Origin of the sequence: Plesiomonas shigelloides, assembly GCF_900087055.1 — a bacterium.
GTDB lineage: Bacteria > Pseudomonadota > Gammaproteobacteria > Enterobacterales > CAMTGL01 > Plesiomonas > Plesiomonas shigelloides.
In genome coordinates this window covers 809,071-835,535 of sequence record NZ_LT575468.1, presented here as the reverse complement: position 1 = coordinate 835,535, position 26,465 = coordinate 809,071, and the positions used below count along the sequence as shown (strand labels likewise).

Sequence of the window (26,465 nt, the reverse complement as noted above, 5' to 3'; positions counted from 1 at the left end):
GCTTAGCACTCCACCTCAGCGATAAACTCGCCCGCAGTGACGCCAAAGCTGACTTTACGCACCGATTCGCCCGCTGACAGCCGCTGCAACAATTGCAGCGAAACCGGTGGCAACAGCGCACCATCAATCACCGACTCGAGCATCCGCGCACCATTCTCACTGCGATTAGCGCGGCGTAAGATCTCCTCGTGCACCTGCGGGTCAATGTCTACCTCGGCGCCAAAGCGGCTCTGGAGCAACGACGTCAAACGCGCCAGCTTGCCACCGACAATCTCCACCAACGTGGCATGATCCAGCGGCAAATAGGGGATCACTTCCATCCGCGCCAACAGTGCGGGCTTAAAGAATGCCGCCAACTCTGGATACAGGGCATCGAGCAGATGCTCTGGCTGCTGGGCATACTCGACAATGGTTTGGAAACCTAAGTTGGAGGTGAGGAAAAACACCACATTTTTGCAATCGATGATGCGCCCTTCACCGTCGGCCAATTCCCCTTTATCAAAGGCTTGGTAGAACAGGTTCAGTACATCAGGGTGCGCCTTTTCGACCTCATCCAGCAGCACCACCGAATACGGTTTTTGCCGGATAGCCTCGGTTAACACGCCGCCTTCGCCAAAACCGACATAACCCGGCGGCGAGCCGATTAAACGCGAAACGGTATGTTTTTCCTGATATTCCGACATGTTGATGGTGGTCAGATACTGACGGCCACCAAACATCAGATCGGCAATCTGCACTACGGTTTCAGTCTTACCGACCCCGCTCGGCCCAACCAGCAAAAATGCCCCCAGCGGACGCCCTGGACGGCGCAAATCGGCGCGCGCAGTCAACAAATGGCGATGCAGATGGCTAACGGCCACATCTTGGCCTTTGATACAGGCCCCCAGATACTCCGGTAAGCGAGTCACCACATCTAACTCGCCTTGCGAGATCCGATTAAGTGGCACGCCAGTCCACTCAGCGATCACCGAGGCGATCTGACTCTTATCCACATGCGCTGAAACCAGCACCGACTCTTGTTGCAACACCGACAACTCGGCTTCAAGCGCGGTAAGCTGCGTGGTTTGTTCTGTCACATTCGCATCATCGGTGGCTGCATCGTGTTGCAACAACGCGGCGCGCACATCGATGATTTGCTGCACCATCACTTGCTGCTGCTGCCAATTGGCCTGCAAGCGTGTCAGTTCGGCGTTATCTTGCTCCTGCAATGCATGCAGTTGCGCCAAACGCTCACTGTGCTCTCCTAGCCCAATCACGCTTTGGCGCTCTAATTGGGTAATTTCCAACTCACGTTGGCGCAGCGCATTCTGCAAATGGCTAATCGCGCGCGGCGGAGTGGTCAAATTGATGGCGACGCGCGCACAGGCGGTATCCAGCACATCGATGGCTTTGTCGGGCAGCTGGCGACCGGAGATATAACGAGCCGATAACTGCGCCGCCGCTTGCAGTGCTTCATCATCAATCAATACGCCGTGGGCTTTTTCATAAATGCCGCGTAAGCCACGCAAAATGACTGTCGCTTCTTGCGCATCAGGCTCGCCCACTTTCACCAACTGGAAACGCCGAGAGAGCGCCGCATCCTTTTCGACGTATTTTTTATATTCACTCCACGTGGTTGCCGCAATGGTACGCAGCTCACCGCGCGCCAAGGCCGGTTTAATCAGGTTAGACACATCCAATCCACCAGCCTGATTACCCGCACCGATCAAGGTATGCGCTTCATCAATAAAGAGGATGATCGGGTACTCGGAGGCTTTCACCTCTTGCATCACGCCTTTAAAGCGCTTTTCAAATTCCCCTTTAACCGAAGCGCCGGCCTGCATCGCCCCTAAATCCAGCGACAACAGCGCTACATTACGCAATTTTTCTGGCACCTGTCCGGCCACAATCCGCAGAGCCAAGCCTTCAATTAGGGCACTTTTACCCACCCCAGCTTCGCCAACCACTATCGGGTTATTTTTACGGCGACGGGATAAGATATCGATCATCAGGTCGATTTCATGATCGCGGCACAACACCGGATCCAGCTGCCCTTTGCGTGCTTGCTCGGTGATGTTTTCGGTAAAACGTCCTAACAAAGAGGCATCGCTAGCGACGGCGTTTGCTTTGCTTTCGCCAGCCTGCGCCACCACCTCGGTTTCAGCCGAGTCTTTAACCCACTCATCAAACTGCTGGCGCACCAGATCGCGATTAATCACTGTCAGTAAACGCACTACCGAAGCAGGTAAATAGCGCGCAGGGCTCATCAGCAAGACCAGCAATAACACCCCGCTACGTAGCTGAGCGTGTTGCAACTCCGCCGACGCGAACAGCCAGCTATCTTGTAACCACTCCACCAATAACGGAGAAAAAGAGGGATATCCCTGCTCAAAAGACTGGCCATTGAGAGCAGGCTGCAACAGTTCATGCAGCGCCGCCATATCCACCCCTGCACGCTGCATGATCGCTTTGCTATCACACAGTGGGGTTTCCAGCATTTTGAGCAGCAGATGCTCAATTCGGATCTCCGTGCCCTGATGATTTACACACAGGGCTGCCGCTTCTTCCAGCATATGCCGGCAGACCGGATTCAGCCTTTCCACCAAGACGGGCAGTTCAATACGGATCAAAGCACGCTCTCCTTAACTTATTTCAACAAATCGCTTAGCTGGCGCAGTACGTCCTGCGTCTGGTTATCCAGCCGGGTGTAATACAAAACAAAAATGCCGGTCAGCAGCAGAGCGGCGCCGATACACAGGCTACGCAGCGACACCTGCCGCTTAAGCTGGTAACGGGATGCTTGCTGGCCTAAATCGAGATGAAATACCGTGGGTGCATCACGGCCATCGGGATACAGCTGGCGGTGCAACTGGCGGACCACGCGCTCAAACTCATCCCGACCATGGCTCATCACCCGATAGCGCCCTTCAAAACCCAGACACAGGCACAGGTAGATAAACTCCAGCACATCGCGATAGCGCGCGGGGTCTTCTTGTAATTTGCCTAACAGGACAAACACCTTTTCGCCGCCCCAGGTTTCGTTGTGAAACCGAGTCAATAACGAGTGTTCAGACCATTCACTTTGGCTGCCCCACTCACGGCTCATCACCGCCTCATCGATAAAGGTGCACAGGATGTAGCGAAACGAGAGCACCACACCGTTTTCATAGCCATGGGCCATCAGCTCTTGTTCGATGGCCTGAATTTCTGTCACCACACGCTGATACAGCTCGCCGACTTGGCTGTGGCTAGACAGCTGACGGACACGCAGCACCATGCCCAGTAGCGGCGTAACCGCATCAATCATAGGATTAATGCTGTGGCCGCGTAGGCGGAACCAATAATCAGAGTCCAGATCCAGCTGTGCGGCATGGTCATACAGCAGATCGTCCAGTTGCTCATGTTGAATAATGTCGATAGTCATCGCTCATCTCATCCCTGACTGCGGATCGCCCAGAACTGCATATCCAGCTCAGGGAAGTCTCCGGCGATATGGAAAGCCAACGTGTTACTTTGGGCCAACATCTGCCACGCGGGGCTTTGTCTATCCAGTTGGAAATAGCTGTAACCGGCGTGGTATGGCAGCTGACGCGGCGCCACCGGCAAAGGCAATAACGGGATCCCCGGTAACTGCAAACTAATCAGCTCACGAATTTTCTCGCTGGAGGCAATTTTGGTTTGCTGCAGCAATTGCTTACGCAGCTGCTCTTGTGGCATCCGCGCACGCACCGCCAGAACAAACTCGGCACTGGCCATCAAATCGCTGTCGCCCACCATCGCGACCATGATGCCGTACGGATGTTTGCGCAGCTGGATAGACACCGCACGCGGTGACAGCACGGTGCTCAGTGATTGGCGCAGCGCCAAGATCACCGGCTCGAAACTGACTTGCTGATCATCATGCCGGTAGGCCGGAAACTCTGGCGGCAATCGCGACTCGTCGGTAAAGGTCATCAACTCACCACACAGCTGCACCAAGGCCTCATGTAAACGCTCAGGATGCAAAGTGCCCAAACGGGCCAGATGAGAAAGCTGTGGCTGTGCCCGATTGAGCAGCTGCAACATCATGAACTCAGCGACATCCGCCACCCCTTGCTGACCGGGAGCGGCCAGACGCTGGGCTAGACTGCGCGCGCGTTCAGCCACCAGTCCGGCGGACTCGCCCAAAAAGCGCTTTAAGGTCGGGATCGCTGCCACGCTAATACTGCACGGCATAAAGTTCGGATCGAGCACCAAGCCGCCATCTGGGCGCTTATCCAAAATGCGCGCAATCGCGATCGCGGCATAGGCACTGCGATCTTCACGCTCCAACATCAGACGTAAGCTGACTTTGCCCACTTCCAGTGACGTAATATCGCCGCCGTCACTGTGCAGATCGCGCAGGTCATGGCGATGCGATTGCAAACGAGTCGCTACCGCTTGCCCTGACTCACCGACCTCACTGACGCCACTGACCGACAGCGGTAACGCCAGATACACTTTCTGGTTGGCCACCGAAACATCGGTGACCTCCAATGGCGGCGGCAATACATCATCCACGGGAATACTGAACACCGTACCGTCCGGCATCACGCCACTGGCGCCGACCAGCGCAATGCGCCCAAAGCCTAAGTAATCTTCATTGATGCTCAGCGACTGCAGACCATAAAAATAGTCACTCAGGGCACTTAAGCGAGCATGCAGCATGTGATCCGTATGCCGTTGCTGCTGCTGGAAATGCTGGGGCTTGATGAACAGCCCTTCACGCCAGATGACCCGATTTCGGCTCGACATGGTTATTCTTCTTCTTTTTGCAGTTCAACTTCATCCTGACGCAGGTGCACCAAGATCTGATAATGGCGGCCGGTGTTTTTGACCTTGATGACTTTGCGCCACTCGGCCTTATCCGGCTCGGCGTAATGGGCAATCACCCCGATATAGCGCACCTCTTCTTCCAGCTTCACGGGCGGTAGGTACTTGAATTGCCCAGGAAGTAAGGTGTAATCCTGATGATCGAGGTAGTTTTTCCCCAATACCTTGGCCACATCCTCGGTCACTTGATCGTAATCGGTGGCCAACAAGCGCGAATCTTCAGACAGCAGCAAAACCTGAAACTCTATGGGTGCCGCTTCGCCACTTTCATTCGGATTGACATCCGGCTCTGCCAGCAAACTTAAGCCCACAGTTGAAGGTTGATCGGCATTGCTGCCCACCTGAATATCCGGGTTCATCGCCACATCAGCCATCTTGCCGAGTGTGGTACAGCCGGTCAGCGCCAACAGCCATACCACACACCACAGTGTTCGCAGCATCAACGCAGCCCCTGTTGTTCGCGTACTGCGCGGTCATAGGCTTGCGCATACACCTGATGGAAGAGCTTATCGAAGCCTTGTTGACGTACTGAGGTCAGCTCACGGTAATAGTGCTGGTACATGGTCCACGCCCAACCTTCATCGAGGCTGTCGTTAGTACCGGTACGGCGATAGTGTTCAAAGCGCCCGAGCAATGCCTCTGGCGAAAAGGCATGTAAAATACTGTCCAGCGCCGTAGCAATTGCCTGCTGGTTCGCAATATGGTGGGTACGCACATTGTGCAGCACTTCGCTGATTGCAGCCGGTGCAGACAGATGCACCGGGCTTTTGCCGTCGGCAAACAGCAGCGGCAAGGTTGCTTCGTAATCCAGCCCCAGACGCAGAGGATTATCTTCAATGGGGCGCAAGTGTTTGTCGGCCAGCGCTGCTTGATCGGCTTGTACCGCGAGTAGCCCTTCCACCATCGCACGCAAGGTTTTGCCCATTTCTTCTAGCATATCGTGGGCTTGCTGGGAGTCGCGCAATTGCAAGCGCTGGCCCAGTCCACGCATCAGTGGCGTTAACGCCACATGATCCACATCGCCTTGTTCGGCTGGGATGCTGTAGGGATTATCAATCCCCGGCATATCAATGAATTCCTGATCCATGGTGTCCTCGATAGCTGAAAAAACAGATGCCGGAATAGCTGACGACAGCGCTGACGTCTGCGCCTCGGGTGTATGCAATAACGCGCTCAGTGACGTAGCCTGCTCACGCTCTAGGGCATGTAACGGATCGCTGTGCAACACAGACAAGCGCGCCGAATCATGACTGGCCAGCTCACGATTCCCATCGCTGGCCAGCCAGTCATCCAACTCATCGGCAGGATGATTGCCCAGCACCTGTTCAATGTTGGCCTCGGCCTGCACCTGTCCCAGATAGACCCGCAGACGAAATGGCCCAACCAGCAACTCATCACCCTGCTCTAGATAGACTTTGCGACTGCGTCCGACGGGCGTGGTGGCGCCGTTAATAAACGTTTGTCCGCTTAAATCGCACAGACAAAAACGGCCATCGTGCAGCTCGATACGGGCATGAGAAGGCAATACAGCGCCCAGACGATCGGTTAATACCCAGTCATCATGCGAGGCCGCACCTAAGGTGCCGCCATCATGATCAAACTGATATTGCACCTGAGAATGGCCATCCAGTTGCTCGCTGTTCAGTACTACCAAAGAGAGTTGCTGATTGAACGGGTTCACACTTACTCCTGCACACAAATCGTCACATACGGGTCAACGGGGGGTTGCCCTAAAAAACTGCTCCAGCCGAGCCGACCACTTTGTTCATCACCGAGCCGTAAACCGCGCGCTTGCTCTGCGCCAAATCCCAAACGCAGATCCCACGCCAACTGGTCACGCAAAATGAACGAGACAAAACGCACCAACGGCTGAAAATGTTCACCATTGGGGAGGAAACTCAAAAATCGCTCAAAACTTAAGGCGTTAATGCGTAAAACAAACTTACCGGCACAATCGTTGACCTTATCGCCCAGCACCAACTCGCCGCCGAGTCGCACATTGGCCCGCCCTAAACGGTTTTGTTGTTCGGGATGGACAGCCACTTTGCGCGCCTGCCACGCCTCTAACACCACATCCTCAAGGTCAAAACAGTGCGAAACCAAACCGGCGACCACTTCCGGTGAACGGCTGGGGCTTGCCAGCATTCCGGCGTAAGACAGCATCTTGGCGCGGTTGACCGGCAAGCTATCGCGCACCGCCTGATTACCAAGGCCAACGAGCGCAAACATCAACCGCGAAAACCCATCACTGCCGTTATCTTGAAAACGCACGTGATAGCGGTACTTGCGCCAACCGCGGTGTAACAAGGTCAATAGGCGATGATGGAAAAAGTCCAGAAACAAGCCCAGTTTCGGCTCACCCTGTGCGTACTCCCAGGCCAAATCATCCAAGTAATAACCGGGCATTGGCGATTGGCTGCCATGCAGCCCCAAAAACGCCACCTCCAACTGGTGGCGTCCCACCTCATCTTGCGAGACCTGCAACACATCGCTGGCCGGAAAACCGAGCGACGCAGCCGATTTAAACCGGATTTTTTCCTGTGCCGGTAAGCGATCGGTTTCCGCTTCCAGATCCATCTGCTCAAGGCGGCTCAACACCTCGACCAGCTGGAAAAAATTAAAACGAGGCGCGTCGTCCTGCGCCATCACATCATGGAGTGCTGACCTATCTGCACCGGCCATCGGTAGCGCTCCTGGTTATCAAGGTTGACCACTTCCAGCAGGTGAAACGCATTCACGCTGGCATACAACGAAAAAAAGTGCGCCAACACGGTGCTGAACAAGTAAAGTTCGCCCTCACTGCCAAAGGCGCTTTGGCGAATCGACAGCACCGATTTCAACCCACGAACAGGCATACCGCGTACCAGACGATCCACCGGAACGGTTTCAATCTGCTCAATACCTGCCAGACGCTTACGCGATGCCTGTTCCGCCTGCTTGTCATGCAAGGCAGGAAAATCGTAGGTGCGCAAAATTTGCACCAAGGCATCACGGCGCAGCAGCGAAACATAGTTCAGGGATAAGTTAGAAATCAGCGTCCAATGCAAGCTGCCATCTAGCGCTGGGCGCAGTGGGCGCGTCGGGCGCAGTAAATTCTTGAACGTGGCAAATGACGGTGAGCTGCCCGTGGGCACACAAATCGCACCGACCGGTAACCGCGCCGCTTTGCCACGATTAGTGCAGGTCAACGAGACCGAAACCGACTCATCCAGCCCCAACATGGCCGTTTCATCGCCGCGCACAAAAGACAGCGCATGCTCAAATCCATCACCGCTGACCGCTTCCCGTACTCGGATACGGTAGTACAATGCCTGCCGACCTTTAGCCCGTTCAATCTGATGCTGGAAGCTCTCAAACGGGTGATATTGCCGCGTCGCTCCGCGGGCGCGCCCAATGCCACCTTCAGCCCAGCTCTCCACTTTATCGACCGAAAAAATCTCGAAACTGTCCGCATAGCGATAGCTGGCTTTCAGCGGATATTCGGTCTGACGGCCATGCAAATTAATCGGCTCACTGTCATGCTGAAATAAATTAATCGCTGGCACACAATTAAGCTGCAAGGAATCTGGACGAATTTTTAATGCCGACGGCAAAGGCCGCTCAAAGCAAAAATGCAATTTAAATTCAGTCACCGCTAACGGCTGTTTTGGCCAATCGGCGCCCGCGCCTGAGAGCTCAAAGAACAAGAAACTTTCTGGAAAACAGAAATACTCCTGCAAAATGCGATAACCGGAATAAACGTTCCCTGGATAGGGCAGCAGCGCATCATCACGTTCAAAACCCAGCGCCTTTAACACCGACGCCGATTGACGAAAACGCTGACCATTAACCTCTAGCTCGATATAAGACAATTGCGCCGATAACCAGTAATACAGCTCATTGGCGGTATAGCTGTCACCGCCCAAATAAAAGCGCAATTTATCCAACTGTAATTCGGCTAAGGTCAGTGGACTGTGTAAATGAATTTCGGTGGTGATGGTGGATAAATCATTGCCGCTTTGCGCGCGAATATCGTGAATATCTGCCGGATAAATCCAGGCATCATGGCAAGTTTGAAAATGGCACGTCACCCCATCAACCGGCAAGCTGTCTAAACGACAACCGCGTGCCACCGGAGCCGGTTGCACAATCGCGCCAGGGATCACCGAAAATTGCATGACCGTCATGCTAGGTACTGGCCGCAAATAATTAGGCCACAGCATACCTAGCAAACCGTGGGTTAATTCTGGGAATTCATCTTCAATTTTGGCGCGCAGACTACCGGTTAAAAAGGCAAAGCCTTCCAGCAGGCGCTCGACATCCGGATCTGTAGTTTGTTCGGAAAGAAAACGCGTCAGCTCCGGATGAGCGTCAGCAAATTCACGCCCTTGCAGACGCAAATACGCCAATTCATCCCTGAAATAATTGTCCAGCGGCATCAGTAATTACACCATTCGATAGTGACGATGGTTATCCATATGAATATTGAAGGAGGTCACCTGCTCGATATTCTCCAACCGAACATGTGCTGTGACTTGAAATGACATTTCCAACGGGTTCATTAATGAGTCCGCTGACTGAACATCCACATGCACTATTCGGGGCTCATACCGGCGGATACATTGCCGGATCGCTTCCCTGATCCGTCCACGAATATCTGCACTGCCTTGTGTCGCATCATTCAAATCAATGACGCCTAATTCAGGGGCACTGCGGCAACTGCCAGGACGGGTATTGAGGACACAATCGAGTTGTTTTTTAACCGATACAATCAGTGTCTCAAGTTCTTTATCCGGAGAGACAGTGACTGTCTCTCCGCGAATGCGATCGAACAGGCTGGCCGTACTCCCTCTATCCCACGAGGTGAGTGACGGCATAAACCTTATTCCTTATCTAAACGGCCCACGAGAGACAGCTCAAAACTGGCACCCATATATTTAAAGTGTGGGCGTACTGACATCGCGACCTGATACCAGCCCGGTTCACCTTCCACATCCAGCACTTTAATTTGTGCCGCGCGCAGTGGACGACGGCTACGAACATCGGCTGGCGGGTTTTCCTGATCCGCTACGTACTGCTTAATCCAGCCATTCAGTTCACGCTCCAGATCCTGACGCTCTTTCCAAGAGCCGATCTGCTCGCGCTGCAACACTTTGATGTAATGCGCTAAACGGTTGATGATGAACATGTAAGGCAGCTGCGTACCCAGTTTGTAGTTGGTTTCCGCTTCTTTACCTTCTTTGGTATTCGGGAAGACCTTCGGCTTTTGTACCGAATTTGCCGAGAAGAATGCCGCATTATCGCTGTCTTTACGCATGGTCAGGGTGATAAAGCCCTCTTCAGCCATCTCGTATTCACGGCGATCGGTGATCAGCACTTCAGTTGGGATCTTCGCCTGCAGCTGTCCCATCGCTTCGTACACGTGTACCGGCAAATCGGTTACCGCACCACCGCTTTGTGGGCCGATAATGTTCGGGCACCAACGGTACTTGGCGAAACTGTCATTCAACGCCGACCCCATCAGATAAGCAGTATTACCCCACAGGTAGTGGTCGTGATCCGCGCTGATATCTTCTTTGTAGTTGAAAGTTTTGATTGGGTTTTCAACCGGATCGTACGGCAGACGCGCCAAGAAACGCGGTGCGGTCAGACCCAGATAGCGTGCATCTTCGGACTCACGTAGTGAGCGCCACTTGGTGTAAGCCGGACCTTCAAATACCGATTTCAGATCTTTGATGGACGGCAGATCAGTAAAACTATCAACCCCAAAGAAAGTCGGGGCTACGGAAGAGATAAACGGAGCATGCGCCATGGCGCCAACGGCACTGACATACTGCATCAGTTTGATATCTGGTGAGCTTTGGCTAAAGGCGTAATCACCGATCACCGCCCCCACCGGTTGACCACCAAATTGGCCATAACCACTGGAGTAAACATGTTTGTAAAAACCGGACTGGGTAATTTCTGGCGCAAACTCAAAATCATCCAGCAGCTCTTCTTTAGTGGCATGCAAGACTTGGATTTTGATGTTTTCACGAAAATCGGTACGATCCACCAACAGCTTCAAGGAGCGCCAAGAAGATTCCAGCTCTTTCAGTGGCTGAGCATGTAAAATGACATCCATCTGCTTGCTGAGTTTTTTATCTAACTCAACAATCATGCTATCCACCAGCGCTTTATTCACTGGCTCAGCGGTGTTGCCGCTATCCAGAATATTGGCCACCAACGCAGCAATACCCTGCTTAGCAACACTGTATCCCTCGTCTACCGGTGTAATTCTGGCTTGCGCCATAATTTCATCCAGCAACGAACCTGAAGAGGCCTGCACCCCGGCTTTAACTTGTTCTTCAACCACAGACATGTTTCGCTCTCTCTTCCTTTCTTATCCGATTATTCCGCCGGAGCAACCAGATCTAATTCCTTCAGTAATTGTTCGCGCGCTTCATCGCTGGATAATAAATCCTGCAAACGATTTCTAAACGCCGGAATATTTCCCAGTGGACCTTTCAGAGCTACCAGCGCTTCACGCAATTCCAGCAGTTTTTGCAATTCGGGAACTTGGTTAGCAATACTGTCTGGCGCAAAATCGGCCATAGAGGCAAACTGCAATTTCACTGGTAATTCATCTTGGCTCCCCTCTTCCAGACGATTTTGCACGCTGAAATTAAGTTCCAAACCCGACTCTTTCATCACGGAAGAGAAGTTATTTTTATCGATGGAAACGGTCTGCCGCTCTTCAATCGGTGTATCTTCGACGCGACCTTTCATATTACCGATAACCATCATTGTCATTGGTAATTCGATTTCGGCCTGCTGACCACCTGTGGCGGGAACATATTTAATATTGATACGTTCTTTTGGCGCAACGCTCACGCCAGTAATTCCTTTACCCATATTCCAGATACCAAGGTTAGAAGGCCAAACAGGCCTAGATGAGGAAATATCAGATATACCGCTAACTGCAGGATCTACAGACGGTATTACAACGAAGCAAAGACAGGTTTACTCGCGACTACACGGTTGAGAAGCAGATAATGCTAGAAATCTCATCCATCTAATTTGTCTGAGTAATATACGTGGAAAATCTACCCTGTCAATTAAACGCAACTACATGATTGCTTACAAATCACATTAAATGTGAGACATATCCCAATGCCAATGATTTCATATAAAAACAATTTAAACATTTTCGGAGATGGTCGTCTTATATAGGGCAAAATCTATTAACCAGGATAGATGTAGATACAAATAACATAATGGAATACAACTCAATAAATCTAGAACAAAATGGAATTATTTGTTTTTCATCCAATCACTAAATTCACTTTCTACTACAGGTGGCATCATTAAACCAAGATTAAACAAAGTGATTAACATTTTGCATAGTGTTCGCAAATAAAGCTCGTTTAAGGTAGTTGATTTACGAATCAATTAATTATCTAAAGACATTCTAATTTCACGTTATTCTTATCAAAAAAAGCAGCCCAACGGCTGCTTTTTTAGTGGGTATACGCACTAATATATTATGATAGCTATTGCTGCGCTCGCGCTAAAGGCGCTGCGGCAGTCAGCGGTAAACGGCGACGCTGCCACCACACAATTAATCCAAAGAGCATAAAGCCTGGGATCCAGATAATTTCTTTACGCCAGCGATCGGTAGGCGCTTTCACGCCAATAATCTGCTGATCAAACTCCAATCCCAATTCAGCGGCTGTACTGCCAAAGGTGACATTATCAATGAGTGTCTTACCATCTTGCTCATACAGCGCAATTCCGAGCTTTTGTAAGCGCTCTTCACCACTTTCGCCAGCGGGTACCGGTAGCAAGACCGTAAAGCGGCGAATTTTCCCTACCGCATCTGGCCCTTCTACTCGCAAGCGCAAATTGCTGTCCTCTTCCACATCACCCAACGTTTGTACTAGCTGCGCGGGCTCTATCTGACGATAGGGGTCATGGATCCGATCCATCCAAAATCCTGGACGGAACAAGGTAAAGGCCACCAACAGCAGCAATAAGCTCTCATACCAGCGGCTTTTGACGAGGAAATATCCCTGCGTTGCCGCAGCAAAGATCAACATGGCAACTGTTGCGACCGCAAAGATCAGTACCCCGTGGGCAAAATCCACGTTGATCAGCAACAGATCGGTGTTGAAGATAAACAAGAACGGCAACGCCGCGGTTCGCAAGCTGTAATAAAACGCGGTGATCCCAGTTTTAATCGGATCGCCTTTGGAGACCGCCGCAGCGGCAAACGAGGCCAAACCGACTGGTGGCGTCACATCCGCCATGATCCCGAAGTAAAACACAAACAGGTGCACGGCAATCAGCGGGACTATCAGGCCATTTTGCTGACCCAGCGTGACAATCACCGGCGCCAGCAAGCTGGACACCACGATGTAGTTCGCGGTGGTCGGCAAGCCCATCCCTAAGATCAAACTGAGCAAGGCGGTCAAGAGCAGCATCAGCAGCAAGTTGCCCATCGACAGGTATTCCACCAGATCGGCCAAGACCAAGCCGACCCCGGTCTGAGAAACGGCGCCAACAATAATACCGGCAGTGGCGGTAGCAATACCGATCCCTATCATGTTGCGCGCGCCAGCAATCAGCCCTTCACGCAAGTCCACCACACCATCATTGAACGAACCATAATCATGGCGCCCATCGGTGCGCAGCCAGTTCAGCAGCGGGCGTTGAGTCAACAAAATCACGACCAACATGACGGTGCCCCAAAACGCCGACAAACCCGGCGATAAGCGCTCGACCATCAAACACCAGACCAGCACCACCACCGGTAACAGGAAATGCAAGCCCGACAGCAACACCGAACGCGTCTGCGGCAGGCGCTCCAGTGGCGCATCAGGGTCTTCTGGCGGCAGCGGCTCATTGCTGGCTGCCACTTTCAGCAACCCCAGATAAGACAGTGCCAGCAAAACCCCAATCCCTGGCAGCGCATAATCGCCCAGCAATGGCTTAAGCCAGCCAAGGCCATAGTACACGGCCAGTGACACACCGCTAACCAACGCCGCGCCAAAGGCAAAGCCGGTCAAACGTTGTAACCAAGGGCGCGGTTGTACATTACCGATCGGCTGCATGCCGAGTTTCAACGCTTCCAAATGCACGATATAGAGCAGCGCAATATAAGAAATTGCCGCGGGTAAAAACGCATGCTTGATGATCTCAACATACGGAATGCCGACATACTCCACCATCAAAAAGGCGGCCGCGCCCATCACCGGCGGCATGATTTGCCCGTTCACTGAGGAGGCCACTTCCACCGCGCCGGCCTTTTCCTTGGAAAAGCCCACCCGCTTCATCATCGGGATGGTAAAGGTGCCGGTAGTCACTACGTTGGCAATGGATGAACCGGAAATTACCCCAGTCAGGGCCGATGCCACCACGGCCGCTTTAGCTGGCCCACCACGCAGGTGCCCCAACATACTAAAGGCCAGTTGGATAAAGTAGTGTCCAGCTCCAGCTCGCTCCAATAGCGCGCCAAACAGCACAAACAAAAAGACAAAACTGGTCGACACCCCAAGGGCAATACCAAATACCCCTTCGGTGGTGATCCACTGGTGATTGGCCAACGCCATCAAACTGACGCCGCGATGCGCCAGTAAACCCGGCATCCAAGGGCCGGCCAAGCTATAGCCTAAAAAGACAATCGCAATCACCGCTAACGCGGGGCCTAATGCGCGTCGCGCAGCTTCCAGCAGCAACGGGATACCCAGACAAGCCACGGCAAAATCTAACGTTGTCAGATTACCCGGTCGCTGGGCTAAAAACTCATAGGCTAAAAATAGATAGGCGGCGCAGCCAGCTCCGGCTAATCCCAATAGGATATCGCCGATAGGCACGCGATCACGCGGCGAGGTGCGCAAGGCCGGGAAAACCAAGTAAGCAAGCAAAATGGCAAACGCCAGATGAATGGAGCGCGCTTCGGTATCATTCAGCACCCCGATACCTAAAACAAACGGCAGTGGTGAGGCGATCCAGAGCTGAAACAATGACCAAAGTAGTGCCAGCATGGCAATCACTTTGCTCATCGCGCCCAATGGCAGGCGGGCGCCGACATCCTGAGCAATCAGATCTTCTGCTGATTGCAGTTCTTGTTGTGGTGTGTGTTGCATGGGGATGACTCCGTTGATACTACACAAACAGACCGGCTCTCTAACAAGCCGGCCTGCCTTATTGCGTAACGTGCGGCATAATCAGTGACACTGATTACATCCAGCCACGCTCTTTGTAGTAACGCTCGGCCCCTTCGTGCAGCGGCGCTGAAAGCCCCACTTTGATCATGTCGGTTTCTTGCAAATCGGCAAACGCCGGATGCAGACGCTTAAAGCGCGCTAAATTGTCAAACACTGATTTGGTGAGCTGGTACACCACTTCAGGATCAGTCTTGGCACTGGTCGACAGCACCGCTTTCCCGCCAATCGATGGCGTTGGCTGCGGGTTGCCTTTATACAATCCACCCGGGATCTCAGCTTTGGTGTAATAGCTCTTCTCGGCTAACAGTTTATCGATTTCAGGTCCGGTGACTGGCACCAGCACCGCATCGGTGGTGGTCGAGGCTTCTTGAATAGCACCGTTTGGATGACCGACAAAATAGCTCATGGCATCGATATTATTGTCACCCAACGCGGAAGCCTGCTCGGCCGGTTTCAACTCCGAAACCAGACGAAATGCCGACTTATCCCAACCTTTAACGCCCATGATCTCTTCAAAGGTATCACGCTGACCCGAGCCCGGATTACCGATATTCACGCGCTTATTTTTCAGCTCATCAAAGCCACCAATGGCCGCATCTTTACGTGCCAAGATGGTGAAAATTTCGCTTTGCAGCGAGAATACCGCCCGCATATCGTCCATCGCACCTTGCGCCTTGAATGGCTCTAAGCCTTTCATCGCTTTGTACTGGTGATCAGATTGCATGATACCGAAATTAAATTCGCCACTGCGGATCCCGTTAACGTTAGCCACGCCACCACCGCTAGCCGGGGCGTTACATTTGATCTCGTTCTGCGACGCACCCTGATTAAGAAAACGACAGATAGACTGGCCAGCCACGTAATACACCCCGGTTTGCCCACCGGTACCAATAGTGACAAAACGCTCAGCCGCTTGCGTGGCCGGTACAGACAAGGTTCCAAATAAAGCAGCAGAAATGGCACATGCCAGGGTTAATCCCTTCATCAATTAATCCTTTTTATCGTCATCAGAAGAGTGCCATCGTCCCCTCACGGGGAGATAACGTGGGTAGGTGCAATGTCTTCACGGCAAGAAGACGAATGACGGGGCGTCAACAATCAAGCGGAGGAAAGTTACACCCCATCACAAAAACACACATTCTGAAAATAACCCGAAACAGGCAGGTCAAGGCAAACACTAATCGTGATTCTGGCCGATATTCATCGATTTTTTTGAAGGGGATCAACTTAAAACAACGATTATTTACGCAGAAATTATCTGGATGTTTATTCTGATAACCAAGTTTGTAACATTATTTTATGTTTTGTCAGACCAGAGAGGGAATATTTGCTCAGCAAACCACGCAACAGCAAATACGCACTCAATTGCACACCAGCGACCAGCGACCAGCGACCAGCGACCAGCGACCAGCGACCAGCGACCAGCGACCAGCGACCAGCGACCAGCGACCAGCGACCAGCGACCAGCGAGATGTTAATCATAAAAAATAAACAGCAATAGGCACTGCCACTCGCAGTACCTATTACGGCGCATTACCGCTAGTTAACGGCTATCGAACGAGGCTCTATCAGAACGCAATTCGATAGGTCAAACCCACATTGCCTTCGCCACTGCCAAAACCGATATCTTGGTAGCCTGCCGAGAGACTCACCGCCTGATGTTTATCCGCAGCAAAGGTATAACTGGCCTCGACGTGCGGCATGACATCATCCACATCCGGCACTTGGTATTGGCTTGCTAGACCGGCAAAACCACCCAGCACACTGGCGACTGCACGGCTGTTGTGTTGCTTGAGGTTTTTCTCGAGACTGATATCCAAGCCCAGTGAAGAGCGCGCGCTGACCTGCCACTGCGTAGCTACCCCAAGAGCAGCCGAGGTGACTTTGCTGCGTAGCCCATCAAAATGTGCGGTAAAAACGGAGGTATCGACTTCGTCATAGCCATTCCAACGCAAGTCGTGGTAACTCAAGACGAGATACGGGGTCAGTTGTACATGGGTGCATGGTGTGAAGGTATAACCGCCACTGAGATTAAAATCATAGGCACGGGTGCGTGTATGGCCATAACCGATCTCGCGAGCATCGCCATTGTGGTAAGCCCGCTCAATGTCCATCCCTGCATCCAGTAAGGTGACACCAGCATAAGCTTTCCATCCTGCCTCGCCCGCATTACCGTAACCGGTAAACAGGGTAAAGGCTGGTGCTTGCTGGGTAATACGGCCACCATTGGCATCTTTGATGTGCATATCCGCAGCCATGGCCGATAACCCTAAGCGCCACTGTGGATAAAATTGGTAGGCAACGGTCAGACTCGCGGCCGGCACTCGATATTGCACCTCACCACCACGGAAACGTAAATCAGCCTGCGCTTTGACGCACATCCCATCGGCGCCAAAACTGGCGCAATCGGCCTGTGACGCGGCCACATCCAGTAACTGACGCTGTACCTCTAAATTACGTTGTACAAAGTACAAGGAGGACACCACCTGCCGCGTTTCGACGATACCACTGGCGTGATAACCCGGCTTAACCACATGGTGATCACTAGGATGTTCAGGCTCTGGTTTCGGTTGCTCTGGCTTAGGTTGCTCTGGCTTAGGTTGCTCTGGTTTTGGCTGCTCTGGCTTAGGCAGCTCTGGTTTAGGTTGCTCTGGTGTGGGTAATTCGGGATCAGGTTTGGGGCTTGAAGGATTAACATCAGCAGGATCTTTTAATTCTATCAAATGAGCCACATAACCATGGCCATTTGTCAATTGCCCTGCAATAGTTTCACTATCAGCCGAAATTGCATTAACCGACTTCACCGACATACTATTCGCTTGCACATGCGCATATTTTAGCCACTCATTAACCGAGTACATCCCGGCCCCTTCTTTCCATATAAAGCCGGTACGTTGTGTGTCGCTATCCGCTGACCCCACGATCACTTTACCAGTCGCACTAATAGCCTGTGCAGAGCTAGAACCGCTGTTATCTGCCCGCAGTGTACCTAAATCTCTAATCTTATTCTTATCCCAATAAACGGCACGACCTTCATTTTTAGCATTCGTGGAATAACCAATAATTCGCCCTGTATCGCTGACTCCTGTCGCTTGCGAAGTTCCGCCTAACGATTGTAATTCGACCATACCGGCTTGAGTCGTCCAACGAAATCCTTGCGTAACACCTGCGAAATTGGTACTACTCCCGACAATTACCGAACCATCATGATTCGCCGCTATGGCATTAGAATACTGACTTGATGAATGACTGAACGAACCTAAATCATGGATCGTATTCGCCACGCGATCCCAATAAACAGCATGTACATTATTATTTTTATCTGATGCAGTACCAACAATGATGCTCCCGTCTGCGCTAATACCATTTGCATAATAATCAGCACCGGGAGCCAGTGGCGTTAAATAAGTTAATTTTGATGCATCTGTCCACAAGACCCCCAGCATTAATGATGAGTTCTCAGGCATAACATAACCAACAATATACCTTCCATCACTGCTGACGCCCTGAGCATTACTCATCCCCTCTGTTTGAGCAAAAGGGATAGGTAAAGCAATAAGCCCATGAGATACGGTCCAAGCACCTGCTTGATTATTATTGGCTGGCGTTGCAATGAATCCGACTGCAATTTTCCCTGATGACGATAATGCCAACATATCTGAATAGGGATTTCCGCCCAAATCAACGATACCGTCTTTATCGAAATTTTCTAGCAAACCATTTTTTGCCAAAGGGACTGTTGCAGCCCATACGCTCATAGAGAGTGATAAGACAGCAACTCCTGTTATTGCTCGTAATGAGTTTATTTTCATTTCAATATTCTCTTTTATCACATTACTTACATAGCGCTATTCAGTGAGTGAGCGAAAGCAATGTGAAACCATTCAGTTCTATGTTTATATCCAAAGAAAATTGACCTCGATCCTGAGCATTATTAATTCGACCAACACAGTCTTTAGGCTAAGCATGACTTCTCAGACGGGATTATCTTGACCAATTGTTATTTCTTTATCATTTCGCCATGTAAGATGATATGTAGTAAAGAAACCATAAATTAAATTAGACGTTAAGGTACGAATGGAAGCACATGAAATGAAAGGCAATATAAAATAAAAGAGATCTAGGTCTTAGATGTGAGGGTAAAAACAAATATAATTCCAACAGCTAAATTACCCATTGAAATAATTTATTTGAAAAAAATACTAGACATCAGAGTTATAAAAAGGCCTAACGCATCGCGTTAGGCCTGAAGTCACAAGCCATGTCGATTACGACTTTTTATCCGCACTGAAAAAACCGTGATACAGCATATACAAGTGCGCTGAACTCCAAGAGAAGTTCGGTGCGCCTTGCTGAGCGCCGGTTTCTGGGTTGTAGTTCTCACGGATCGGGCCATCTTGCGTCAGGCCATTGGCATTGCGGAACAGCTTATTCGCCAGCTCCACCGCCTGTGCACGATAACCGTACTGCTCCATCCCTTTTACCCCAAAATAGAACTGATCCAGCCACACACGGCCACGCCAGTAGATATCTGGGCCATAGGCTGGGTTGGTTAACGCCGCCGTACCCAGTGGGATCAGGGTGTTAAACTCTTTCGGATCCAACATCACTTTGACCACCGCATCGGCATTCGCCTGTGTTGCGGCGCCATTAAACAGCGGTGACCACCCCTCCGGCCCTTTGCCGCGCTTATACAATGGCTCTCCGGCGCATCCGTTAGCCAAAGGTTTATCTGCAATTTCGATATCGTAGAAATAACCGCTCGGCGCATGGAACATACATGTATTGATGTACTCGGCCGTTTTTTCAGCGCGGCTGCGGAACGCTTTGGCTTCCTCAGGCTTACCTAAAATCTCGGCCATTTGTGCCAGATAGTGATTATCGCTGTACCAGTACGAGGCTTGGTCGACCGACTCTTGCAGCAGGGAGTAGCCTTTCAGCTGACCGGTTTTCGGATCGCGACTTTCAGCAAAACGGACCTGCCAGTCACCGGCGCTGCCGCCATTGGCCACGTAACGCGCTAACTGATCTTCATCGATAAAGCCAAACACGGCGGCATCATCACGCCCCGATTCCCAAGAGGCAGCGGTTTGCGCCGGAATAGTCAGCGACTGATAAGGCTTACCGGAGTCGAGCAGCGCGTTATAAGCCTCAATGCCGGTCATCTCCTGCTTTTTGCCATCGGCATAAGTGACGCTAAACAGCATCTTGCCATCGGCAGTGTTGTGCGCCACGTCAGTTGCCGCGCCGTACTCTGGGATGCCGTTGTTGTTAGTATCACGAGCACGCAGCCACCAATCATGATAAGCCACCAGCTTCGGATACATCTCATCCAGCCACGCTTTGGCTTCTTGCTCACGCTGATGCTCATTGTTCAGCGCGTTATACACTTCCCAGACCGCCCATGCAGCCAAAGAGGGCTTGGTGTTACGCTCATTCCAGTTACCGCCATCAGCATCTGGCTGGCCGGAAGCCTTACCGCGCTCTGGGCTCATGTTGTAGCCAATCACATCAATCACGTAACCGGCATCGTACGGGCGGATCGGATCATCGGCCTGAATTTGGCGCGAGAACACGGCGCGGATATTCGACATCGCCACATCCGGATTAAAGTGTGCCATGGCGTAAGCTTGCTTCCATGAGTCCCACGGCCACGTCAGGTTGCCGGAGAACCAACGTGAAGTCACCGATGGCGTTACGGTATCAAATGCCACCGCACCAGCGGCGCTACGCCAGTTACCATTGAGGGTTTCAATCGCTTTTACCGCAACGCGCTGCTGTTCGGTGCTGGTATTCGGGTTGGTCAGCCCACGCTGTAAATACTGATCCCAGCGCGTAACGGAAGCTTGCATCACTGCCTGTGGGTTAGCCAGAATTTCTTTCACTCGCGCCCGCTCTTGACGCGCCTCATCGGCGGTCAGCACATGGCTGTAGGTGGTATAAAACACGGTCGAGCCGGTGATCTCGGCCTGCGCGCGATAGCTATCGGCGCTAATTTGGGTCTGATGCGGTAACGAGCGAGTGAGCATAAACGCACTCTCACCCGAGGTGAGCAAGGCGTTCGGATCGCGTACACGGCCAAAATCGACCTGTACGCCATTCTCGGTGGTACTGAGGGTGCGCTGATAAGTCGGATAGGCTTCGGCTAACATCAGCTTATCCCCTTTCGGTTGGCCATTTTCGCCGTAATGCGCCTGCATCAATTGGCCTTGCCACTTCAGCGTCAGCGGCGCATTGGTGGTAATGCGGGTTTCCATCAGCGAGGTGCGATTCGAGGCAAAGCGCAGGGTCAGCGTCACGGTCACGCCATCGTCAGAGGTCAGCTCTTGCACCAGTGCGCCCGGGATGCTGTAAGCCTGCATCGCAAACGTCACGGGCTTGCCATTTTTCCACACCGACAGCTGATCAAACTGATCCGCCATGTAATTCATGTACTCTTCGGTCACCAACGCAGGCCCAGGAAAACCACCGGCCTCTGCAGCGGATGCCGGTAACAGGTGACCATGCCACGCCCCGAGGTCAAACAGTGGGTTATAGCGCATGTGGCCCTTTGAGGCAGTATCGCGCATAAACATCGGCTTACCGGTGCGATCAATGACATTGCGAAATTGCGGCGCTGACCACTGAGAGGGTTGCGTAGTCGCCGCTGGCGTAGCGTCTTGCGTAGACGCAGCAGGCGCAGCAGGCGCAGCCACAGACATAGCGGGCATTAACAACGCGGCACTGACCGCCACGGCACACAGATGTTTTTTCATGATTTACGACTTCCCTTATGTACAGCACATCAAACGGGTTTTATTTTTCGCGCAAAAATAAAACAGCTCTTCGCATTTTGCTTGTGCCTTTCCGGGAAAGTGTGAATCAGCTCCGTTTCTCAACCGCGTTCAGTGAGCCAGATCGGGTAATCGTTTACATTTGTCTTTCAAATGCCAATAAAGAGCAGACAAACAAAGGGTTAAACAGGGAAAAGAGACTGCCGAACAATCAGAAACTGACCGCCAATCCCAATGAATATCCGGTGGTGTTATCGCCGGTAATATAGCGCGCTACCAGCCGTGTGCGGGAGATCCAGATATCGTATTTGCTGGTATCAATTTCCATCCCCAAGCCAAACGAGGTCAGGTAATCAAACCCCAATGCCCCGCGCTGATCATCAAGAAATTCGGTATGCGCTGACTCCAACACCACCCGCACCGGGCGCTCAAAAAGGTGCATTCCGGTTGGGATACGGGTACGAAAATAGAGATTCAACTGCTCGGCCGACGCACCGCCGGCCACCGCACGGTCATCTTTTTGAAATGGCTCGAGACGGATGTTGGAGTAACGCGCTTCCACATCCATGTCATAGGCATCAGAGAAAAATTCATAATCCAACATTAACGAGCCGCCATAGCCATAAAAGCTCATACTGCCGCCATCTAGGAAAGCCAACTCTCGTCCGGTGCGATTTTCCAAAATCAGGCGACCTATCAACACATCACTGGCCACCGTGCCCAACGAAATGTTTAAGATTGGACGCAGCACCAAATGCTCACGCAAGGGAAAATCCCAACCCAATCCTCCAGCAGCCGAAAAGGCATTCCAACGAAACGGCACACTGCGCACCTCTTCACCCGAGGTGACGATAAAACGCGGATCATAACGGCTATAGCCCATAGTGCCTTCGGCATACAGCGGGAAATCGCTACTTAAAGTTGCGCCGCCACCAAACTGAGTCAGTCGCATGCCAACATCGTCATCATTCACATTACCGGACGCCACAGACAAATTGCTTGTCGTCACATCCGGCACGACCGTGAAGCTGAGCAAACTGGCGGCAGCGTTAATACGTTTTCGAACCAGCTCATCATTTTGCAACAGTGACTGGGCATCACTCGGCGCGCTCAACAACCCGCTCCATACCATGCATAAAACACAACTTAACGTTATTTTGTTCATGCTATGCCTTACTTCATCCGTTAACTCTGATTGTCGCTTCGTTGAGAGTGCACTTACGCTAATACATTTATACGGTGCAATTTGTTATCTCATCGCATTGTAGAATATAGCTGTCATAAGAACGTTACAGCGACACTGAAAGAGCATTCATTTATTAGTGGCAATAAATGAATTAATAGACTACTCCTTCATTCACTGAATAAATAGATACCTAAAATACGCAACCAATCGACAAAGCACAGCATAACAACTTGAATTATCAACAAAACAATACTCATGATTTTGTATACCTTAAAATGAATAATTCATGTTGGCTAAGTACTTTTTTTGCTATAGTCCACTGCTTTTAAATAAGATGGAGCTATAAACAACGAGCAAATTGAACTTTCATCAATAAATGTCTATATCAATATGCAGAAAATGAATGAATTACCACAAAACTAATTCACTGCATTAAATAATAGCAGCAAAAATTTCATAAATTATTTAAGGAGCTTCCTATGTTCCTCGATTATTTTGCTTTGGGGATCTTGGTTTTTGTGGTGCTCACCATATTTTACGGGGTGATCGTCATTCACGATATTCCTTACCACATCGCGCAAAAACGTAACCATCCACACCAAGATGCCATCCATGTTGCGGGCTGGGTCAGCCTGTTCACTCTGCACGTTTTATGGCCATTCTTATGGATTTGGGCCACCTTGTACCGCGAAGATCGCGGTTGGGGATTTGTGCAGCAAAAACTCGATGCTGAAGAAAACGAAATTCAACAACTCAAGGCCCGGCTTGCGGTACTCGAAGCCTCAGTAAAACCGGCCGAAACCCGCTCAAAAACCGAATAACAATCAGCAGGGAAACGTATGGATTTACTCATCATCCTGACCTATACCGCCTTTGCGTATGGGTGCTTTAAACTGTTTCGGATCCCCGTTAATAAATGGACGGTTCCGACTGCCATTTTGGGCGGAATTGTGATTGTCGGCGCGTTAGTGCTGACCATGAACTATAACCACCCTTACACCTATCGCGCGCAAAAAGCGGTGATTTCGGTACCGATCGTGCCGCAAGTCTCCGGCGTGGTCACCGAGGTTCTGGTGCAGTCTAATGATTGGATCAAAAAGGGCGATATTCTGTTTAAACTGGACCCCACCCGCTATCAAGCGCGTGTCGAGCGGCTGCAAGCGGATCTGGTCACCGTTAAACAACAAGTGTCGTCACTGCAAGCCAGTGTGCGTGAAGCCAATGCCAATGTCAGCCGCGCACAAGCCGATCGCGATAAAGCATTGCGCGACTCCGAGCGTTATTCTGGAGGCGGCAAGAAAGCTGTCAGCCCATTCTCCGAACAAGAGATCACCAATGCTCGGCAAAACTATTTAGCCCAAGAAGCGGTACTCGCCTCGGCGATTGCGGATCGCGAGCAGATCCAAGCACAACTCGATGGCATCATCAGCGGCGATAACTCACAAGTCGCCAGCCTGAAAGCCCAATTGGCGGAAGCCCGCTATAATCTAGACCAAACCATTATCCGCGCCCCAAGCGATGGCTATGTCACGCAAGTTTTATTGCAACCGGGCACCTATGCGGTAGCCATGCCGCTGCGACCGGTGATGGTCTTTATTCCAGCCCAAGACCGCCGCATCACCGCCGTCTTTCGGCAAAACTCATTTCTCAGCATAACACCGGGCGATGAAGCGGAGGCCGCATTTAACGGTATTCCCGGCAAAGTCTTCCCTGCTAAAGTGCTGAATGTTGCTCCGATCGTGCCAAACGGCAGTTATCAAGCCCAAGGCACGCTGCAAGGATTGACCTTTGACCCCTCGCGTGACGGTATTTACGTCACCTTGCTACTGGGGCCGGAAATCGACCAATACGCGCTGCCAGACGGGGTGAATGCGCAAGTGGCGATTTACTCCAAGCATTTCGAACACGTGGCCGTGATGCGTAAAGTGCTGCTACGCATGACCAGCTGGATGCACTACCTGTATCTGGATCACTGATAATCACCGCGATTGGAGAGCATCGGCTTTTCCTGTACCAATAATTGGGCGTGTTCATAACGACACGCCCATAACCTGATTCTCAAGTGCCTATTTCTTCAAACTCAACGCGTTACAACAACCCCACCTATACGACACACACCTTGTTGCATAAAGCACGTGCCGTCCGCCGTTATCCCTTTTATGATAGCCAGAACCAAGATCCGTCCTACCCAGAAAGCGGACTGAATGTGACGAAAAATGAAGGAAAAATAGCATGAATATCGTTGATGCAGCGCAAACCCGTTATTCCACCAAAGCGTTCGATGACACTCGTAAAATCAGCGATAACGATGTCGAATCGCTGATGGCCTTATTGCGCTTAAGCCCATCCAGTGTCAACCTGCAACCTTGGCATTTTGTGATTGCAGGCACCGACAATGCCAAACGCCGTCTGGCCAAAGGCACCCAAGACCTATACAGCTTTAACGAAGCCAAAGTGATGAATGCCTCACACGTGGTACTGTTTTGCGCTCGCACTGGAGTCGACCATGCTTATCTTGAGCACCTGATTGCCACCGAAGAGCGCGATGGCCGCTTTGCCGATCCAGCGATTAAAACCCTGAGCCACAATGCGCGCTCGTTGTTCGTCAACATGCACCGCTATGACCTCAAAGATCTGCAACATTGGATGGAAAAGCAGGTTTACCTGAATATGGGAACCTTGCTGCTGGGCGCTGCCGCGCTGGGCATTGATGCCGTGCCAATTGAAGGCTGTGATACCCGCATTTTGGATCAAGAGCTGAACCTGCGTGAGCAAGGCTTTACTGCAGTGGCAATGGTCGCGCTAGGATATCGCAAAGAGTCTGACTTTAACGCCAAACTGCCAAAATCGCGCCTGCCTGAAACCGAGATTTTTACCGTACTGGCGTAAAACCAGCCTTACGGCAGTTCATCGCAGCTCAAAACCATCCGGCGTTACGACGCCGGATTTAACTGCAATAAATCCCATTTATTGCCGTACAGATCCTGAAACACCACCACGGTGCCGTACGCTTCTTCCCGTGGCGCTTCACAAAACGATACCCCAGCCTGCTGCATCGTGTGGTAATCACGCCAAAAATCATCGGTCTGTAAAAATAAAAAGACCCGTCCACCGCTTTGATTTCCTATCGCCGCAACTTGCTGCTCGCCGACAGCCTTGGCTAGCAACAGCTGTGTCCCTTGCTGGCCGCGCGGTGCGACCAGTACCCAACGTTTACCTCCACCAAGTGGCGTATCTTCTGTCAGGATAAATCCCAGTTTTTCGGTATAAAAGGCGATCGCCTCATCATAATCGCGTACCACCAGCGCCACTTTGCCGATCATCTGCTGTCCTTCCACGCTCATTTTGGGGTCTCCTTCAATCTGTGGTGTACCGCCATCACGTTCTGGATGACGCCAACTGTTTTGCTTGCACTGCAATTGTATAATGAAAGATGCGGTGATATGGCTAGATCTAGATATGGTTCGATAATGCTGCCACCGCTACCGA

20 protein-coding genes are annotated in these 26,465 nt (G+C 51.5%); 3 read left to right on the top strand and 17 right to left on the bottom strand.

Translation table 11 applies throughout. The features are described 5' to 3' along the window. Positions 1-2: 2 nt before the first annotated feature. The 16 genes from tssH to NCTC9997_RS03650 all read right to left on the bottom strand — a co-directional run bounded on the left by tssH (position 3) and on the right by NCTC9997_RS03650 (position 22,904). Entirely contained in the window at positions 3-2,609 is a 2,607-nt protein-coding gene (tssH, locus tag NCTC9997_RS03725; protein WP_064977338.1) for a type VI secretion system ATPase TssH, read from the bottom strand. A 17-nt stretch (positions 2,610-2,626) separates the two neighbouring features. Then, positions 2,627-3,403 (bottom strand): type IVB secretion system protein IcmH/DotU, encoded by a 777-nt coding sequence (gene icmH, locus NCTC9997_RS03720; protein WP_010862301.1) that lies wholly within the window; start codon positions 3,401-3,403, stop codon positions 2,627-2,629. Between the two features lie 8 nt (positions 3,404-3,411). Then, the gene (tssK, locus tag NCTC9997_RS03715) at positions 3,412-4,752 is read right to left on the bottom strand and encodes a type VI secretion system baseplate subunit TssK (protein ID WP_064977337.1); all 1,341 of its coding nucleotides are present in this window, start codon (positions 4,750-4,752) and stop codon (positions 3,412-3,414) included. Between the two features lie 2 nt (positions 4,753-4,754). Continuing rightward, a complete protein-coding gene (gene tssJ / locus NCTC9997_RS03710; RefSeq protein WP_064977336.1) occupies positions 4,755-5,270 on the bottom strand; it encodes a type VI secretion system lipoprotein TssJ in 516 nt (171 codons plus the stop codon). After that, positions 5,270-6,529 carry a type VI secretion system-associated FHA domain protein TagH gene (gene tagH / locus NCTC9997_RS03705; RefSeq protein WP_230403419.1) on the bottom strand — a complete coding sequence of 420 codons (1,260 nt, stop codon included), beginning with the start codon at positions 6,527-6,529 and terminating at the stop codon, positions 5,270-5,272. Before tagH ends, tssJ begins: the two co-directional genes overlap by 1 nt. Beyond that, entirely contained in the window at positions 6,514-7,512 is a 999-nt protein-coding gene (gene tssG / locus NCTC9997_RS03700; protein WP_064977335.1) for a type VI secretion system baseplate subunit TssG, read from the bottom strand. The genes tagH and tssG overlap by 16 nt, the downstream gene beginning before the upstream one ends. Further along, entirely contained in the window at positions 7,476-9,248 is a 1,773-nt protein-coding gene (tssF, locus tag NCTC9997_RS03695) for a type VI secretion system baseplate subunit TssF (RefSeq protein ID WP_010862306.1), read from the bottom strand. The genes tssG and tssF overlap by 37 nt, the downstream gene beginning before the upstream one ends. Positions 9,249-9,254: 6 nt before the next feature. Then, positions 9,255-9,686, bottom strand: a complete 432-nt coding sequence (tssE, locus tag NCTC9997_RS03690; protein WP_010862307.1) for a type VI secretion system baseplate subunit TssE — start codon at positions 9,684-9,686, stop codon at positions 9,255-9,257. A gap of 5 nt (positions 9,687-9,691) precedes the next feature. Continuing rightward, positions 9,692-11,170 (bottom strand): type VI secretion system contractile sheath large subunit, encoded by a 1,479-nt coding sequence (tssC, locus tag NCTC9997_RS03685; RefSeq protein WP_064977334.1) that lies wholly within the window; start codon positions 11,168-11,170, stop codon positions 9,692-9,694. A gap of 29 nt (positions 11,171-11,199) precedes the next feature. Beyond that, positions 11,200-11,703 carry a type VI secretion system contractile sheath small subunit gene (gene tssB / locus NCTC9997_RS03680; RefSeq protein WP_036768596.1) on the bottom strand — a complete coding sequence of 168 codons (504 nt, stop codon included), beginning with the start codon at positions 11,701-11,703 and terminating at the stop codon, positions 11,200-11,202. Positions 11,704-12,341: 638 nt separating this feature from the next. Further along, a complete protein-coding gene (locus NCTC9997_RS03675; protein ID WP_064977333.1) occupies positions 12,342-14,936 on the bottom strand; it encodes a TRAP transporter permease in 2,595 nt (864 codons plus the stop codon). Positions 14,937-15,030: 94 nt separating this feature from the next. Next, on the bottom strand, positions 15,031-16,002 hold the full coding sequence (locus tag NCTC9997_RS03670; protein WP_064977332.1) for a TAXI family TRAP transporter solute-binding subunit: 972 nt from the start codon (positions 16,000-16,002) through the stop codon (positions 15,031-15,033). Between the two features lie 281 nt (positions 16,003-16,283). After that, positions 16,284-16,499: a hypothetical protein gene (locus NCTC9997_RS03665; RefSeq protein ID WP_064977331.1), complete on the bottom strand. Its 216-nt coding sequence runs from the start codon at positions 16,497-16,499 to the stop codon at positions 16,284-16,286. Positions 16,500-16,585: 86 nt separating this feature from the next. Further along, the gene (locus tag NCTC9997_RS03660) at positions 16,586-18,850 is read right to left on the bottom strand and encodes an autotransporter domain-containing protein (protein WP_156669236.1); all 2,265 of its coding nucleotides are present in this window, start codon (positions 18,848-18,850) and stop codon (positions 16,586-16,588) included. A 435-nt stretch (positions 18,851-19,285) separates the two neighbouring features. Further along, entirely contained in the window at positions 19,286-21,772 is a 2,487-nt protein-coding gene (ygjK, locus tag NCTC9997_RS03655; protein WP_071849676.1) for an alpha-glucosidase, read from the bottom strand. A 229-nt stretch (positions 21,773-22,001) separates the two neighbouring features. After that, on the bottom strand, positions 22,002-22,904 hold the full coding sequence (locus NCTC9997_RS03650; RefSeq protein ID WP_230402873.1) for an autotransporter domain-containing protein: 903 nt from the start codon (positions 22,902-22,904) through the stop codon (positions 22,002-22,004). A 551-nt stretch (positions 22,905-23,455) separates the two neighbouring features. Here NCTC9997_RS03650 and NCTC9997_RS03645 point away from each other — a divergent pair. The 3 genes from NCTC9997_RS03645 to nfsB all read left to right on the top strand — a co-directional run bounded on the left by NCTC9997_RS03645 (position 23,456) and on the right by nfsB (position 25,865). Next, on the top strand, positions 23,456-23,797 hold the full coding sequence (locus NCTC9997_RS03645) for a DUF3302 domain-containing protein (protein WP_064977328.1): 342 nt from the start codon (positions 23,456-23,458) through the stop codon (positions 23,795-23,797). A gap of 18 nt (positions 23,798-23,815) precedes the next feature. Continuing rightward, the gene (locus NCTC9997_RS03640; RefSeq protein ID WP_064977327.1) at positions 23,816-24,952 is read left to right on the top strand and encodes an HlyD family secretion protein; all 1,137 of its coding nucleotides are present in this window, start codon (positions 23,816-23,818) and stop codon (positions 24,950-24,952) included. A gap of 256 nt (positions 24,953-25,208) precedes the next feature. Then, positions 25,209-25,865 carry an oxygen-insensitive NAD(P)H nitroreductase gene (gene nfsB / locus NCTC9997_RS03635; protein ID WP_064977326.1) on the top strand — a complete coding sequence of 219 codons (657 nt, stop codon included), beginning with the start codon at positions 25,209-25,211 and terminating at the stop codon, positions 25,863-25,865. Between the two features lie 44 nt (positions 25,866-25,909). On the opposite strand, the gene NCTC9997_RS03630 is transcribed toward nfsB, so the two are convergent. Then, positions 25,910-26,320 carry a VOC family protein gene (locus NCTC9997_RS03630; protein WP_064977325.1) on the bottom strand — a complete coding sequence of 137 codons (411 nt, stop codon included), beginning with the start codon at positions 26,318-26,320 and terminating at the stop codon, positions 25,910-25,912. Positions 26,321-26,465 lie beyond the last annotated feature (145 nt).

Bases quoted from the DNA above. Each gene is read 5' to 3' on its own strand.
- NCTC9997_RS03630 (WP_064977325.1), bottom strand. From the start codon at position 26,320: ATGAGCGTGGAAGGACAGCAGATGATCGGCAAAGTGGCGCTGGTGGTA.
- tssC (WP_064977334.1), bottom strand. From the start codon at position 11,170: ATGTCTGTGGTTGAAGAACAAGTTAAAGCCGGGGTGCAGGCCTCTTCA.
- NCTC9997_RS03645 (WP_064977328.1), top strand. From the start codon at position 23,456: ATGTTCCTCGATTATTTTGCTTTGGGGATCTTGGTTTTTGTGGTGCTC.
- NCTC9997_RS03665 (WP_064977331.1), bottom strand. From the start codon at position 16,499: ATGATTAACATCTCGCTGGTCGCTGGTCGCTGGTCGCTGGTCGCTGGT.
- NCTC9997_RS03640 (WP_064977327.1), top strand. From the start codon at position 23,816: ATGGATTTACTCATCATCCTGACCTATACCGCCTTTGCGTATGGGTGC.
- tssF (WP_010862306.1), bottom strand. From the start codon at position 9,248: ATGCCGCTGGACAATTATTTCAGGGATGAATTGGCGTATTTGCGTCTG.
- tssJ (WP_064977336.1), bottom strand. From the start codon at position 5,270: ATGCTGCGAACACTGTGGTGTGTGGTATGGCTGTTGGCGCTGACCGGC.
- icmH (WP_010862301.1), bottom strand. From the start codon at position 3,403: ATGACTATCGACATTATTCAACATGAGCAACTGGACGATCTGCTGTAT.
- tssE (WP_010862307.1), bottom strand. From the start codon at position 9,686: ATGCCGTCACTCACCTCGTGGGATAGAGGGAGTACGGCCAGCCTGTTC.
- tssK (WP_064977337.1), bottom strand. From the start codon at position 4,752: ATGTCGAGCCGAAATCGGGTCATCTGGCGTGAAGGGCTGTTCATCAAG.
- tssB (WP_036768596.1), bottom strand. From the start codon at position 11,703: ATGGGTAAAGGAATTACTGGCGTGAGCGTTGCGCCAAAAGAACGTATC.
- NCTC9997_RS03670 (WP_064977332.1), bottom strand. From the start codon at position 16,002: ATGAAGGGATTAACCCTGGCATGTGCCATTTCTGCTGCTTTATTTGGA.
- NCTC9997_RS03675 (WP_064977333.1), bottom strand. From the start codon at position 14,936: ATGCAACACACACCACAACAAGAACTGCAATCAGCAGAAGATCTGATT.
- ygjK (WP_071849676.1), bottom strand. From the start codon at position 21,772: ATGAAAAAACATCTGTGTGCCGTGGCGGTCAGTGCCGCGTTGTTAATG.
- tssG (WP_064977335.1), bottom strand. From the start codon at position 7,512: ATGGCCGGTGCAGATAGGTCAGCACTCCATGATGTGATGGCGCAGGAC.
- nfsB (WP_064977326.1), top strand. From the start codon at position 25,209: ATGAATATCGTTGATGCAGCGCAAACCCGTTATTCCACCAAAGCGTTC.